10 protein-coding genes and 1 other RNA gene are annotated in these 14,248 nt (G+C 68.6%); 3 read left to right on the forward strand and 8 right to left on the reverse strand.

Annotation, left to right across the window (positions count from 1 at the left end; genetic code table 11):
* Positions 1-40: 40 nt before the first annotated feature.
* A complete protein-coding gene (locus tag QZ994_RS14270; protein ID WP_290872882.1) occupies positions 41-514 on the reverse strand; it encodes a (2Fe-2S)-binding protein in 474 nt (157 codons plus the stop codon).
* Between the two features lie 280 nt (positions 515-794).
* Here QZ994_RS14270 and QZ994_RS14275 point away from each other — a divergent pair, with 280 nt between their 5' ends.
* Positions 795-1,700: an AraC family transcriptional regulator gene (locus QZ994_RS14275; RefSeq protein ID WP_290872885.1), complete on the forward strand. Its 906-nt coding sequence runs from the start codon at positions 795-797 to the stop codon at positions 1,698-1,700.
* Between the two features lie 16 nt (positions 1,701-1,716).
* Here the strand turns inward: QZ994_RS14275 and QZ994_RS14280 are convergent, their stop codons facing one another.
* On the reverse strand, positions 1,717-2,430 hold the full coding sequence (locus tag QZ994_RS14280) for a PHB depolymerase family esterase (protein WP_290872888.1): 714 nt from the start codon (positions 2,428-2,430) through the stop codon (positions 1,717-1,719).
* Positions 2,427-3,218 (reverse strand): class III extradiol ring-cleavage dioxygenase, encoded by a 792-nt coding sequence (locus tag QZ994_RS14285; protein WP_290872891.1) that lies wholly within the window; start codon positions 3,216-3,218, stop codon positions 2,427-2,429. Before QZ994_RS14285 ends, QZ994_RS14280 begins: the two co-directional genes overlap by 4 nt.
* A 108-nt stretch (positions 3,219-3,326) precedes the next feature.
* Between QZ994_RS14285 and QZ994_RS14290 the strand changes: the two genes are divergently transcribed.
* Together QZ994_RS14290 and QZ994_RS14295 are read left to right on the forward strand one after the other, a co-directional pair.
* A complete protein-coding gene (locus QZ994_RS14290; RefSeq protein ID WP_290872894.1) occupies positions 3,327-4,226 on the forward strand; it encodes a LysR family transcriptional regulator in 900 nt (299 codons plus the stop codon).
* Between the two features lie 244 nt (positions 4,227-4,470).
* Entirely contained in the window at positions 4,471-7,167 is a 2,697-nt protein-coding gene (locus QZ994_RS14295) for an FAD-dependent oxidoreductase (protein ID WP_290872897.1), read from the forward strand.
* 40 nt (positions 7,168-7,207) lie between these two features.
* Here QZ994_RS14295 and QZ994_RS14300 read toward each other — a convergent pair whose 3' ends face one another.
* The 5 genes from QZ994_RS14300 to secA all read right to left on the reverse strand — a co-directional run bounded on the left by QZ994_RS14300 (position 7,208) and on the right by secA (position 14,200).
* The gene (locus QZ994_RS14300) at positions 7,208-9,232 is read right to left on the reverse strand and encodes an acyltransferase family protein (protein ID WP_290872900.1); all 2,025 of its coding nucleotides are present in this window, start codon (positions 9,230-9,232) and stop codon (positions 7,208-7,210) included.
* A gap of 99 nt (positions 9,233-9,331) precedes the next feature.
* Complete coding sequence (locus tag QZ994_RS14305; RefSeq protein WP_290872902.1) at positions 9,332-9,607, reverse strand: hypothetical protein; 276 nt, start codon at positions 9,605-9,607, stop codon at positions 9,332-9,334.
* Between the two features lie 185 nt (positions 9,608-9,792).
* Positions 9,793-10,165, reverse strand: a transfer-messenger RNA (tmRNA) gene (ssrA, locus tag QZ994_RS14310).
* Positions 10,166-10,204: 39 nt separating this feature from the next.
* Positions 10,205-11,434 carry a bifunctional glutamate N-acetyltransferase/amino-acid acetyltransferase ArgJ gene (gene argJ / locus QZ994_RS14315; protein WP_290872905.1) on the reverse strand — a complete coding sequence of 410 codons (1,230 nt, stop codon included), beginning with the start codon at positions 11,432-11,434 and terminating at the stop codon, positions 10,205-10,207.
* A gap of 21 nt (positions 11,435-11,455) precedes the next feature.
* The gene (gene secA / locus QZ994_RS14320; protein ID WP_290872909.1) at positions 11,456-14,200 is read right to left on the reverse strand and encodes a preprotein translocase subunit SecA; all 2,745 of its coding nucleotides are present in this window, start codon (positions 14,198-14,200) and stop codon (positions 11,456-11,458) included.
* Between the last annotated feature and the right edge of the window lie 48 nt (positions 14,201-14,248).

Genomic DNA, 14,248 nt, shown 5'->3' on the forward strand with positions numbered 1-14,248 from the left:
CAGTTCGCCCTGGAAGGTGTTTGGCAGCATGTGGGCTCCTTCAGGCGAGTGCGCGGGCGGCATCGGCCACGGCGGCGCGGATGCGGGCATAGGTGCCGCAGCGGCAGATGTTGCCCGACATGGCCGAATCGATCTCGGCTGGCGTCGGCTGTTTGCCCTTGGGCAGCGACTTCAGGAAGGCCGTGGCGCTCATGATCTGGCCGCTCTGGCAGTAGCCGCACTGGGCCACGTCGTGCTTGACCCAGGCTGCGTGCACGGCGGCGCCCACGCGGTCGGTGCCGGCGGTGGCGGCCTCGATGGTGGTGATCTGCTTGCCCTCGGCCACCGAGATGGGCGTGATGCAGGAGCGGATGGCCTGGCCATCGAGGTGCACGGTGCAGGCGCCACACAGGGCCGCGCCGCAGCCGAACTTGGTGCCGGTCATGCCGAGGTTGTCGCGCAGGGCCCAGAGGATGGGGGTGTCGGGGGTGGCGTCGACCTGGTGCACCTGGCCGTTGACGTTGAGCGTGCTCATGGTGAGGCGGTTCTCCGAGTGGGGGAGCAGAAGAAGTCGGGCGGGTCGCGCCGAACGTGTCGGCCCCGCTGAGGGTTGCGCAGAGTGTGCCGCGACGGTCTGCCCGGCATTTGCCGTTTTTGAGCCATGTCTTGCCTTTTTCGACGAATGTGTCGAATGCGTTCGCCGGGGCTGCACAGGCTTGCCTCAGGGCGATACAGTGTGAAGCCGACGCAGCCGCCCCCTCCACTTGCGTTTGCCCTGCGTTCGCCGCCTCTCATCGCCCGCATCCGCCTCCACCATGCCCATCGACACCCTCGCAGCCGAGATCAGTCGGTTTGCCCAAAACGACGGTCCGCTGCAAACGGCCATCTCCCCGCTCACGCTTTACCGCAGCAGCGTCAAGACCGAGCCGCTGCCTTGCGTTTACGGGCTGGGCCTGGCCGTGGCGGTGCAGGGGGCGAAGGAGGTCAGCCAGGGCGACCAGGTGCGGGTCTACGGGGCCGGGCAGTCCCTCCTGACCACGGTGGACCTGCCGGTGGTGGCCCGGGTCGTGCGGGCCGACCTGGCCACGCCTTTCCTGTGCATGGTGCTGACGCTGGACGCCCGCGCCCTGGTGCAGACCGCCGCCGAGATGAAGCTGCCGCCGCTGTCGCGGGCCATGCCGCCGGGCGCGATGTCGCTGTGCGAGGTCGAACCCCGCCTGCTCGACGCCCTGGTCCGCCTGGTGCGCCTGCTCGACGAGCCCGACCTGGCCCCGCAGATGGCCCCGCTGGTGCAGCAGGAGATCATGGTCAGGCTGCTGGCCGGCCCCCATGGGCCGCACCTGCGCCACCTGGTGTCAAGCGGTTCGCCCAGTCACCACGTGGCCCGGGCCATGGCCTGGCTCAAGCAGCACTTCAGCGAAGACGTGCGCATGGACGAACTCGCCGCCAGCGTGCACATGAGCCCCTCCACCTTCCGCCACCACTTCCGGCAGCTGGCCGGCATGAGCCCGCTGCAGTACCAGAAGCAGCTGCGCCTGCAGGAGGCCCGCCAGCTCATGCTCAACCAGGCGCTGGACGCCGGCAGCGCCGCAGCCCGCGTCGGCTACGAGAGCGCTCCCCAGTTCAGCCGGGAGTACAGCCGCCTCTTTGGCGAGCCGCCTCAGCGCGACATCCGACGCCTGCGCGACCAGGCCGAAAGCGGCGTGGCCGAGCTGGGCTGATCGACGCGGGTGCTGCTCAGGCCGCGGGACGGTCCAGCGCGGCTGAAAGCCAGGTGTCGAAGTCGGCCGCCATCTCGTGCGTCAGCGCGTGATCGACCCCGGGGTATTCGTGGTAGCTCAGGCTCACACCGTGAGCTTCAAGCAGGGCGCGGGCCTTGTGCGCCCACTCGATGGTCAGCTTGCTGTCGTGCGTGCCGTGCGAGACAAAAGCCTGTGTCTGCTTCAAGGCTTCACGTGGGGCGATCTGGGGGGTGATCTCGGGCAGGATGCGCCCGCTGAGGACGCCAAAGCCGGCCACCTTGTCGGGGCGGGTCAAGCCCACGCTGGCACTCAGGATGCCGCCCTGGCTGAAGCCCGCCATCCACAGGCGCTGTGGGGCCAGCCCATGGGCGGCCACGGCCTCGTCGATGAAGCGCAGCAGCGTCTGCCGCGAGGCCTCGGCCTGGTCGGCGCGGATCACCGGGCCCTGTGGCCCGAATTGAACCTGGAACCAGCCGAACTGACCCGGCCCGAACGTGAGCGGGGCGCGCAGCAGGAACACGGCCAGGCGCGGGTCCTGGCGGCGAGCCAGTTCGGCCAGACCTGCCTCGTTGGCGCCCACACCATGCAGCAGGAAGAGGGCCGGGGTGGCCTGTCCGGCTGGCGGCAGTTGGGTGGCCGAGCGAATGCGGTGGACGAGGCTGAAGCCTTCGGCCGGGATCAGGGTGTCGAGGGTGGAAGCGGTGTTCATGCGCTCACCTCGCCAAACAGGTAGCTCTCCATCGAGAGCACACCGTGCTGCATGCCGCCATCGAGCACCGTCACGGGCGCTTCGGCACCGGCCGCACCGGCGGCCACCAGCAAGGGCAGGTAGTGATCCGAGCTGGGGTGGGCGCGCTGGGCATTCGGCGCCACGCGCAGGTAATCGACCAGGGCGGCGCGGTCGTGCGTGGTCACGGCCTGGCGGGCCCAGTCGACAAAGGCCTGGGCGGCCACGTCGCCACGGGTGTCGTTGAAGCGGATCTCATAGAGGTTGTGCGTCAGGCTGCCCGAGGCCAGGATCAGCACGCCCTCGGCAGCCAGCGGTGCCAGGGCCTCGCCCAGCTTCCAGGCGCCTTCGGTCGTCAGCGTGGCGGGCATGGACACCTGGATCGCCGGGATCTCGGCATCGGGGAAGAGGTGCATCAGTGGCACCCAGGCGCCGTGGTCCAGACCACGCTGGGTGTCGAGGTGGGCTTCCAGCCCGGCGGCGTTGAGGCGGGCGGCCACCTGAGCGGCCAGGAAGGGTTCACCGGCCACCGGGTACTGCAACTGGTAGAGCGCGGCCGGGAAGCCGCCGAAGTCGTGGATGGTCTCGGGGCGCTGGCTGGCGGTCACGGCGATGCCACCGCGCGTCATCCAGTGCGGGGACACGACCACGACGGCGCGCGGCTTGAGCTTCGTGCCGAGTTCGTTCAGCAGGGCACCGGGGCGACCGGGATCGAGCGCAAAGGTGGGGGCGCCATGGGAGACAAAGAGCACGGGCTGGGTGGCGGACATGAGGGTCTTTCTGAGAGGCGGGCTGGAGGGCCGATGTCTCACTGTATTCCGGCTCATCAGGAAGATAAACTGCCTTTGAAGTGATTGATTGTTGAGGAAATCAAGACAATGAGCCGATTCGAGGCCATGAGGGCCTTCACCACCGTGGTCGACGCCGGCAGCTTCGTCAGGGCGGCCGAGGTGCTGCGCCTGTCGAAGGCGGCGGTCTCGCGCCAGGTCAGCGAGCTGGAGGCCCACCTGGGCGTGCGCCTCATGCAGCGCAGCACCCGCCGCCTCTCGCTCACAGAAGAAGGGCAGCTGTTCTACGAGCGCAGCAAGGAGCTGCTGGCCGGGCTGGAACAGGCCGAGGCCGAGCTCAGCTCTCGCCAGGCCGAGGTGGCTGGCACCTTGCGCGTCAACGTGCCGCTGAGTTTTGGCGTGCAGCACCTGGCCTCGCTGTGGGGCGGCTTCATGGCCCTGCACCCTCGCCTGATGTTGGACGTCAGCCTCTCCGACCGCGTGGTCGACCTGGTGGAAGAGGGCTTCGACATGGCCGTGCGCATCACCCGCATGCCCGATTCGGTGCTGGTGAGCCGCCGCCTGGCCGGCACCCGCATCGTGCTGTGCGCCTCACCGGGCTATCTGCGCCAGCACGGCGAGCCCCGCCACCCGTCCGACCTGGCTCGCCACCACACCCTGGGCTACAGCTACTGGGCCACCGGTGACGAGTGGCGCCTGCAGGGGCCCGAAGGCGAGGTGAGCGTGCGCACCCGTCCCATGCTGCGCACCAACAATGGCGACACCTGCCTGGCCGCCGCCCTGGCCGATCAGGGCATCATCCTGCAGCCCACCTTCCTGGTGGGCGAGGCGCTGCGCAGCGGCCGCCTGGTCGAGCTGATGCCCGACTACCGGGCGCAGGAAGTGGGGGTCTATGCCGTCTATCCCTCCCGTCGTCACCTGGCGCCCAAGGTTCGGGCCCTGGTCGACTTCCTGGCCGACCGTTTTGCCGCACCGCCCTGGCCAGCCTGAGTGGCCTTGTCGCATGGCGAAAGAATGGCACATCGAACCCCCATAAGGTGAGGTCGAAGCCCCCAGCAGAGGGGCGCCAGACGGCATGCCGCTTCCTAGAATCGAGCCATCAAAAAAATGCAGGGAGCGGTCTGGCCCTCGGTCACCCGGTGACGAGGGCGTGCATGGCATGGGCAACACGCGCCCAAGCCAGGTGCAGGCACACGGGCCGCCCGCCTGGGACAAATCTTGCAGGGCGATCCAGATGTCGAGCACCACCACCCTTGAGGACGGCGAGCACGGGCAGGCACCCGCTGCGGCTTCCCGGCTTCCGGCGTTTTTCCGCGCCTACACCGACTACCCGCGCACAGCGCCGGCGTGGATGTGGGAGGCGGCGCGCGTCATCACCCTGGTGAACACGCTGGGCCTCATCGCCCTGCTGTGGTTCAAGGGCGAGGCCGGTCTCAAGGTGTTCTGGGGCGTCGCCATCCCGGTCGTGCCCTTCCTGCTGGTGGTGGCGCCGGGCCTGTGGCGCCAGGTCTGTCCCATGGCCTTTCTGAACCAGTTGCCCCGTGCCCTGGGTTTCTCGCTCAACCGCGAACTGCCCGAGCGCTGGAAGACCGCGGCCTTCCCCATCGCCGTGGGCCTGTTCGTGGGCCTGGTGGCGCTGCGCGTGCCCCTGCTCAACCACTCGCCCCAGGTGCTGGCGCTGGGGCTGCTCGGGGTGCTGGGCCTGGCCTTTGCCGGAGGGCGCGTCTTCAAGGGCCGCAGCGGCTGGTGCGGCACCTTCTGCCCGCTGGGCCCCATCCAGCGCACCTACGGGCAGGCGCCGCTGGCCGTGGTCCCCAATGGCTACTGCCCCACCTGCGTGGGCTGCCAGAAGAACTGCTACGACCTCAACCCCCGTGGCGCCGTTTTCCAGGACCTCTACGACGAAGACCCCCGCCATGCCTGGCAGCGCCGCCTGTTCATGGGCCTGCTGCCTGGCCTCATCGCCGGCTTTTTCCTGCAGGGGCCGGCACCCGCCCAGGGCCTGCCCACCTACTGGGCCATCCTGCTGGCGTCGGCTTGTGCCTCGGCCGGCCTCTACGGGGTGCTGCATTTCTTCCTGCCGCTCAACGCCTACCGCCTGGCTTCGGTCTTTGGCGCGGCGGCGCTGGCCCTCTTCTACTGGTTCAGTGGCCCGGTCATCCTGCGCCATGTGGGCGAACTGCTGGGCTGGCAGCCTCATGATGCCGCGCTGAACCTCGCCCGCGGCGTGGGCATGATGGCGGCCGTGCTCCTGTTGCTCAGCAGCGTGCGCAGCCACCGTGCCGACCACTTGCTGCGCCGCGAGGCCAGTGAGCGCAAGGCCCGCACCGCCACCGCCCGCCGGGTCATCCCCATTCAGGCCGACACCGGTCCGCGTGTCACCGACCGTACCAGCGGCACCGTGCTCGACGTGGTCCCGGGCCAGACCCTCCTGGAAGCCATCTGCGAGGCCGAGTTGCCCATCCAGCACAGCTGCCACGCCGGCATGTGTGGTGCCGACGCCGTGGCCGTGTGCGACGGTGGCGCCCACCTCAGCCCACCCAGCGACACCGAACTCGCCACCCTGCGCCGCCTGGGCCTGGAAGGCAAGGCCCGCCTGGCCTGCATGTGCGAGGTGCAGGGCCCCGTCACCATCGATCGCAATCCCCACGCCGATCTGGGTGAGGCCGCGCCCACGGTGGAGGCAAGGGGGGCGGCCGCCCCGGCGATGCACGCCCAGCCTGACCCGGCAGCCGCCCTGGGCATCGAGCGCGTGGTGGTCGTCGGCAACGGCGTGGCCGGCATGAGCGCCATCGATGCGTTGCGGCGCGCCAGCCCTTCGGTCGAGCTCACGGTGGTGGGCGACGAACCCGGCCGTTTCTACAACCGCATGGCCATCGCCCAGCTGATCAGTGGCGAGGCCGATGCCGAAAGCCTGGCCCTGGTGCCACCGCGCTGGCAGGCCGAGAAGGCCGTGCGCGCCGTGACCCGCACCCGCGTCACCGCCATCGACCGCGCGGCCCGCCTGCTCACCCTGAGCGACGGCGAGCGCCTGCGTTACGACCGCCTCATCCTGGCCACTGGCGCCAGTGCCGCGGCACCGGGCCCCGATTTCCTCAACCACCCCAACGCCTTCGTGCTGCGCACGATGGAAGACGCCCACGCCATCCGCGCCCAGGCCGAGCAAGCCGGGGCCGGTCATGCGATCGTCATGGGCGGTGGGGTGCTGGGTGTGGAGGCCGCCCTGGCCCTGCGCGCGCGCGGGCTCGGCGTGACCTTGCTGGAGCGCGCCGAGCGCCTCATGGCCGCCCAGCTCGATGAGGTGGGTGCGCAGCGCCTGGCCGCCTTCCTCGATGGCATCGGCATCCGCTCGCTCACGGGCGTGTCGGTGCAGGCCTTTGAAGGCGAGCCCGACAAGGCCTTGCGCGGCCTCGTTCTGGGCGATGGGCAACGCCTGCCGGTCGACCTCATCGTGGCCTGTCTGGGCATCCGCCCGCACAGCGAGCTGGCCGTGGCCGCCGGCCTGGAAGTGGGCCCGCGCGGCATCTGTGTGGACGCCGCCATGCGCACCTCCGACCCGGCCATCCTGGCGGTGGGTGATGTGGCCCAGCCCAATGGCCCGGGTGGGCTCTGGCAGGTGGGTGCCAGCCAGGCCGAGGTGGCCGTCAACGCCATGCTGGGTGGCGAGGCGCTCTACACCCCGCCCGAGGTGGTGCTGCAACTCAAGTGCAAGGGCCTCGACGTCAGCGCCTTTGGCCTCCCACAAGGCGAGGCCGATGACGAGGTCTGGACGGCCCCACCCGACGCCGCCACCTGGTGGCGCGTGCGCTGGCAGGGCGGTGTGCTGAAGGCCGGTCTGGTGGTGGGCGCGCCAGGGCGCAGCCGGGCCTTTGCCAGGGCCTTGAAGGCGGGTGATGCCGCCCGGATCAAGGTGGCCCTGCAGGCCTTGTGAGCTTGCGCAGGTCGGCCGATTCCGCCTGGGGGATGGCGCCTCAGCGTGCGTCCCGCTCGATCGCTTCCTTCAGGTGCAGCAGACGCCCGGCCTCGATTGCGCCTTCCCGGCTCAGGTGGCCGGCGTCACGGTAGAGCGGCGTGCCGTGGAGGCTGGTCTCGCAGGCGCCCTCATGGCAATTCAGGGCATCGAGGTGCAAGACCTCGGTGTGGCTGTGCGCCGAGATCGCGTCCAGCAGGGCCAGCACCCGCGCTTGGCGCGCCTGGGCGGTGGCGTGGTCAAAGCTGCAATCGGCGTGCAGCGCCTGCCCCACGGTGACCAGGCCCAGGGCGCGGCGTTCGGCGCAGGCACCCAGGTCCACCTCGGGGCCGATCAGGGCCGGTGGCGACACCAGGATCACCTTCTTGCCCGCCTGCCGCAGCCGCTGGATGGCCTCGCTCACGGCCTGCACCAGTTCGGCCTCGGTCACCGCGTGACGCCGACCCTGGGCGTCGAGCACGGGCGCATCCAGGTAGTACTGCCAGCGGGCCGCCAGCACCACGTAGTCGACCGAGGGCATGGCCTCGGCCTGTGCCAGCACCGATTCCGAAAACGCCAGACACTGCCGGGCGTTCTGGCCGCCATCGCCAGGCTTGAGGTGGGCGATGCCCGGCACCGGGCCACACAGGCTGCGCGTGGCCTGCAGCAGCCCGCCCTGGGGCGCAGAGACCTGCAGCGCAGGCAAGAGGTGCATGGCATAGCTGTCGCCCCAGACCAGGGTGCGGGGCGCCTCGCTGGTGCGGCAGGCCGGGCGCGGGCTGAATGCGGCACCGAACTCGCACTGCGCCGAGAGCCCGTGGTTGGGTTGCATGAGGCGACTCCAGCGCTCGCCCTCCGGTTGCTGCAGGCGCCAGCCCATCAGGCCGAGGCCCAGCGCCAGCGTGCCCACGATGGCCTGCAGGCGCCATGAGGGCCCTGCCGGGAACTGGGTACCGTCGTGGCCCACCGATGTCTCATCGTCAATGGGCCGCACGGCGGGTTGGGGGCGCCGCAGCGGCTGTTCCACCCCGCGCCACAGCGCCCAGGCCAGCGGGAAGGACAGGGCCAGCAGCGCGGCGTTGACCTCGGGCGGCACGCCCTCCAGCCAGACGTGCCGGGCCAGGGCGATCAGGGGCCAGTGCACGAGGTAAAGCGCGTACGACAGCTCACCCAGCCACAGCCCGGGCCGGGCCCAGGGGGACGGGCGACCGAGCCAGGCAGAGGGGCGCACGATCAGCGCCGCCGTGGCCAGACAGACCAGCAGCGCGTCGCCACGCGGGTGCACCGGGTCCCAGCCCTGGCTCAACAGGCCCCCCAGCAGCGGCAGGCTGAACCAGGCGGTGTCGACGCCGCCCTGGGCCTGCTTCAAACCAGGCCATCGCAGGGCGCACAGGGTGCCCAGCAGCAGTTCCCAGGCGCGGGCGGGCAGCAGGTAGAAGGCCGCATCCGGCTGGGTGCGCAGCCAGTGCAGGCAGGTGGCCAGGCTGGCTGCGAACAGGCCCAGCACCACAAGCCGGCGCCAGCGCTCGGTCTGAGCGCGGGGGGAGGCCGCTTGCAGCCCCCACAGCACGGCCGGCAGCACCAGGTAAAACTGTTCCTCCACCGACAGCGACCAGGTGTGCAGCAGCGGCTTGAGTTCCGCCGCACCGCTGAAATAGCCGCTTTGCTGCCAGAGCACCACGTTGGCGCCCATGCCCAGTGCACCGCCCAGTTGCCAGGCGAGGTCCTGCAGGGCCGAGGGCGTCAGCACCCAGGGCGCGATCAGGGTGGTGCATGCCATCACGGTCAAGGCCGCAGGCAGCAGGCGCCGGGCCCGGCGCCGCATGAAGCCGCCCCAGCGGAAATCGCCCGCGTCCAGGCCGTTCAGGATCACCCGCGACATCAGGTAACCCGAGATCACGAAAAACACGTCCACCCCGAGGTGGCCATGACCGAAGCCGGGCACATGGAAATGAAAGCCCAGCACGGCCAGCACGGCCAGGGCGCGCAGCAACTGGATGTCCTGGCGGTGAGCGGGGGAGGGGGCGGCGAAGCGGAGGGTGTTCACAAGCAAAAGCCCCAAGTCGTGCGTGACTTGGGGCCGATGCCGGGATTTTATCGGGCAGTCCTCATCCGCAGGCCGTGCCCGGGTTGCCTGCGCACGGCTTCACTCTGCCACCGAGTGCTGAGCGCGGTCCGCACGGCGCTGCTGCGTGGCGCTGCGCCCGCGTTGGGCCTGCTGGCAGATGGCTCGGCCTGTGTCGGTCAGGCACAGCCCCTGATCGCCGCGTTCCAGCCACTGCAGGGCCAGGTAGTCATCGATGACGCCAGACAGCGCCTGGTCGGCCTGGTTGGCCTGGATCAGCCTGACCGTGGCGGGCAGTGCATGGCGCAGCAGCTCACGGCGCAACATGGGCGGGTGGTGGGGCGAGGAACGGGACATACCGGCTTTCTGCGGGCGCGGGCAAGCACACCCGCCCGGTCATGGTGGGCGCCAGGGGGCGGCCCGTCCGTGCGTTGCACCACCTTGGCCGGGTTTTCGGGAGCGTTGGGCGCGGGCCGCATGAGGGGGCGCCCCAAGAAAAAACGCCAAGTCAGGTGAGTGACTTGGCGTTTTCGTCTTGCATGTGGTGGAGCCGGGGGGAATTGAACCCCCGTCCGTAAGCCATCAAAGAGCAGATCTACATGTGTAGCCGTCTGGTTTGAATCTCACCCAACGAGTCGCGCAGCGGCACGCTACCCATCAGGCCAGTCACTTGATCTTGACCCCACCCGAGTGACCCGGGTGGAATCCAGCCTATGAAAATGACCTCTCAGCTATTGCCTTGCGGCGCAAGCCCAGCCCATAGGCCGACTGTTGAGAGGCTCACCGGTATTAAGCGGCGAGTGCGAACGATTCGTCGTTTGCAGTTACTTTTGTTTCCAGATGGATTTACGAGCTGACTGGTGCTCGACATGCCCTAACCCCCATCCGCACCCACGTCGAAACCAGGTCGGCCCCGTGAGAAAGAGAGAGAAGCTGCATTGTAGCCCTTTGGGCTCAGCTGCGGTAATCGGCGTTGATGGTGACGTACTCGTGCGAGAGGTCGCAGGTCCACACGGTGGTGGTGGCCGTGCCGCGGTTCAGGCCCACGCGGATGCCGATCTCGCTTTGTTTCATCACGCGCTGACCGTCTTCCTCGCGGTACTCGGGGCGGCGGCCACCCTTGGTGACCACGTGCACGTCGTCGAGGTGCAGATCGATCAGGCTCTGGTCGAGGTCGTCGATGCCGGCGTAGCCCACCGCGGCCAGGATGCGGCCCAGGTTGGGGTCGGAGGCAAAGAAGGCCGTCTTGACCAGGGGCGAGTGGGCGATGGCGTAGGCGGCCTTGGCGCATTCGGCCTCGTCGCGGCCACCCTCGATGGTGATGCTGATGAACTTGGTGGCGCCTTCACCATCGCGCACGATGGCCTGGGCCAGTTGCTGCGACACGGCCACCAGGGCGGCACGCAGGGTCTGGGCCTCGGCGCTGTTCAGGTCGGTGATCTCGGCGTGGGCGGCCTGGCGGGTGGCGATCAGCACGAAGGAGTCGTTCGTGGAGGTGTCGCCATCGATGGTGATGCGGTTGAAGGAGGCGTCGGCGGCCTCGGTCACCAGGGCCTGCAGCAGGCCGGGCGCCACCTTGGCGTCGGTGGCCAGGAAGCCCAGCATGGTCGCCATGTTCGGCTTGATCATGCCGGCGCCCTTGCTGATGCCGGTGATGGTGACGGTGGCGCCACCGATCTGCACCTGGCGAGAGTACGCCTTGGGCAGGGTGTCGGTGGTCATGATGCCTTCGGCGGCCACGGCCCAGTTGTCGGGCTTGGCGTCGGCGATGGCGGCGCTCAGGCCAGCCTGGATGCGGTCGACCGGCAGGGTCTCCATGATCACGCCGGTGGAGAACGGCAGGATCTGCTCCGGCGCCAGATTCAGGTAGCGGGCCAGGGCGATGCAGCTCTGGCGGGCGCGGATCAGGCCGTCTTCGCCGGTGCCGGCGTTGGCGTTGCCGGTGTTGATCAGCAGGGCACGCACATCGGCCTGGGCGGCCAGGTGTTCGCGGCACACCTGCACGGGCGCGGCGCAGAAGCGGTTCTTGGTGAACACGCCGGCCACGGCCGAGCCTTCGTCCAGCAGGATGACGCTGAGGTCGCGGCGGTTGGCCTTGCGCACACCGGCCATGGTCACGCCCAGCTTGACGCCGGGAACGGGGTGCAGGTCAGCGGGATTGGGGGCGCTCAGGTTGACGGGCATCTTTGAAAGCTCCAGCGGGGATCAGGCCAGCTTGCCGTGGCAGTTCTTGTACTTTTCGCCGCTGCCGCAGGGGCAGGGCTCGTTGCGGCCCACGCGGGGCACCTCGGCCACCTGGGTGGCGGGGTCGGCCTCGGTGGCCACGCCGCCGTCTTCGGTGGGGTGGGTGTAGGTCACGTTGAGGAAGCTGTCGCCCTGCTGCTCGATGGCAGCAGCGGCCTGCTGGGCTTCTTCCTGCGACTGGATGCGCACCTTCAGCAGCGTGCCGGTCACGTCCATCTTCACCACGCTGAGCAGCTGGCCGAAGAGCTCGAAGGCCTCGCGCTTGTACTCCTGCTTGGGGTTCTTCTGGGCGTAGCCGCGCAGGTGGATGCCTTGGCGCAGGTAGTCGAGCGCGGCCAGGTGTTCGCGCCAGTGCGAGTCGATGGACTGCAGCAGCACCATGCGCTCGAAGGAGGCGAACTGCTCGGCACCGACCTGGCTGACCTTGGCGTCGTAGGCGGCGTTGGCGGCTTCGATCACGCGCTTGAGCACGTCCTCGTCGTCGGCGGCCTGCTGGCCTTCGACCCACTTCACCAGGTCCACCTCGACGTGCCACTCTTCGGCCAGCACCCGCTCGAGCGTGGGGAGGTCCCACTGCTCTTCCAGGCTCTCGTTCGGCACGAAGGTGCGCACCACGTCGGTCAGGGCGCCCTTGCGCAGGTTGGCGATGGACTCGGCCACGTCGACCGTCTCGAGGATCTCGTTGCGCTGCTGGTAGATGACCTTGCGCTGGTCGTTGGAGACGTCGTCGTACTCCAGCAGCTGCTTGCGCATGTCGAAGTTGTGGCCTTCGACCTTGCGCTGGGCGCTTTCGATCGAGCGGGTCACGATGCCGGCCTCGATGGCTTCGCCTTCGGGCATCTTCAGGCGATCCATGATGGCGCGCACGCGGTCGCCCGCGAAGATGCGCATCAGCTGGTCGTCGAGCGAGAGGTAGAAGCGCGAGGAGCCCGGGTCACCCTGGCGGCCGGCGCGGCCACGCAGCTGGTTGTCGATGCGACGCGATTCGTGGCGTTCGGTGGCGATGATGCGCAGGCCGCCGGCTTCCTTCACCTGGGCGTTGAGCTTGGCCTGTTCGGCCTTGAGCGCCTCGATCTTGGCGGCCTTGGCGGCGGCGTCCAGCGATTCGTCGGCCTCGATGGCGAGGATGTCTTTCTCGACGTTGCCACCCAGCACGATGTCGGTGCCGCGACCGGCCATGTTGGTCGCGATGGTGATCACGCCGGGGCGACCCGCCTGGGCGACGATGTCGGCCTCACGGGCGTGCTGTTTGGCGTTGAGCACCTGGTGCGGCAGGCCTTCGCGGGTCAGCAGGGCCGAGATCAGCTCAGAGTTCTCGATGCTGGTGGTGCCCACGAGGGTGGGCTGTCCGCGTTGGTGGCAATCCTTGATGTCGGCCGCGATGGCGTTGAATTTTTCGGCAGAGGTCTTGTAGACCAGGTCGAGCTGGTCTTTGCGCGCGAGGACGCGGTTGGGGGGGATGACGATCGTTTCCAGACCGTAGATTTCCTGGAATTCATAAGCTTCGGTGTCGGCCGTGCCGGTCATGCCCGAAAGCTTGCCGTACATGCGGAAATAGTTCTGGAAAGTGATCGAGGCCAGGGTCTGGTTCTCGGCCTGGATGTGCACGCCTTCCTTGGCTTCCACGGCCTGGTGCAGGCCATCCGACCAGCGGCGACCGGCCATCAGGCGGCCCGTGAACTCGTCGACGATGACGACTTCGCCGTTCTGGACGACGTAGTGCTGGTCCTTGTTGAAGAGGTGGTGTGCACGCAGGGCCGCGTACAGGTGGTGCATCAGGGTGATGTTGCCGGCGTCGTAGAGGCTGGCGCCCTCGAGCAGCAGGCCGGCTTCGGAGAGCAGGCGCTCGGCATTTTCATGGCCGGCTTCGGTCAGGAAGACCTGGCGGGATTTTTCGTCGGCGGTGAAGTCGCCGGCTTCGATCACGCCTTCGCCGGTGCGCGGGTCGGCCTCGCCGATCTGCTTCTTCAGCAGGGGGACGACGGCGTTGATGCGCACGTACATCTCGGTGTGGTCTTCGGCCTGGCCCGAGATGATCAGCGGGGTGCGGGCTTCGTCGATCAGGATGGAGTCGACTTCGTCCACGATGGCGTAGTTCAGGCCGCGCTGCACGCGGTCGGCCACCTCGTAGACCATGTTGTCACGCAGGTAGTCGAAGCCGTACTCGTTGTTGGTGCCGTAGGTGATGTCGGCGGCGTAGGCGGCCTGCTTCTGCTCGCGGGGCATTTGCGGCAGGTTGATGCCGACGGTGAGGCCCAGGAAGTTGTAGAGCTTGGCCATCCACTCGGCGTCACGGCGCGCGAGGTAGTCGTTGACGGTGACCAGGTGCACGCCCTTGCCGGTCAGGGCATTGAGGTAGACGGGCAGGGTGGCGGTCAGGGTCTTGCCTTCGCCGGTGCGCATTTCGGCGATCTTGCCGTTGTGCAGGGTGATGCCGCCCAGCATCTGCACGTCGAAGTGGCGCATCTTGAAGACGCGCTTGGAGCCTTCACGGACCAGGGCGAAGGCTTCGGGCAGGATGGCGTCCAGCGATTCGCCGCGGGCCACGCGTTGCTTGAACTCTTCGGTCTTGGCGCGGATCTGGTCGTCGCTCAAGGGCTCGAAGCTGGGCTCCAGCGCATTGATTTTGGCAACCGTCTTGCGGTACTCCTTGAGCAGGCGTTCGTTTCGGCTACCAAAAATCGAAGTGAGAATCTTGGGCAACATGGAGCAATCAATCCAATCGGTCAGGTGATGCGCTGGCAGACAAGGTCG

This window comes from Aquabacterium sp. (genome assembly GCF_021768455.1).
Taxonomy (GTDB): Bacteria; Pseudomonadota; Gammaproteobacteria; order Burkholderiales; family Burkholderiaceae_C; genus Aquabacterium.

Coding starts and splice junctions, on each gene's coding strand:
- QZ994_RS14270 (WP_290872882.1), bottom strand. CDS start 514: ATGAGCACGCTCAACGTCAACGGCCAGGTGCACCAGGTCGACGCCACC.
- QZ994_RS14275 (WP_290872885.1), top strand. CDS start 795: ATGCCCATCGACACCCTCGCAGCCGAGATCAGTCGGTTTGCCCAAAAC.
- QZ994_RS14280 (WP_290872888.1), bottom strand. CDS start 2,430: ATGAACACCGCTTCCACCCTCGACACCCTGATCCCGGCCGAAGGCTTC.
- QZ994_RS14285 (WP_290872891.1), bottom strand. CDS start 3,218: ATGTCCGCCACCCAGCCCGTGCTCTTTGTCTCCCATGGCGCCCCCACC.
- QZ994_RS14290 (WP_290872894.1), top strand. CDS start 3,327: ATGAGCCGATTCGAGGCCATGAGGGCCTTCACCACCGTGGTCGACGCC.
- QZ994_RS14295 (WP_290872897.1), top strand. CDS start 4,471: ATGTCGAGCACCACCACCCTTGAGGACGGCGAGCACGGGCAGGCACCC.
- QZ994_RS14305 (WP_290872902.1), bottom strand. CDS start 9,607: ATGTCCCGTTCCTCGCCCCACCACCCGCCCATGTTGCGCCGTGAGCTG.
- argJ (WP_290872905.1), bottom strand. CDS start 11,434: ATGCCCGTCAACCTGAGCGCCCCCAATCCCGCTGACCTGCACCCCGTT.
- secA (WP_290872909.1), bottom strand. CDS start 14,200: ATGTTGCCCAAGATTCTCACTTCGATTTTTGGTAGCCGAAACGAACGC.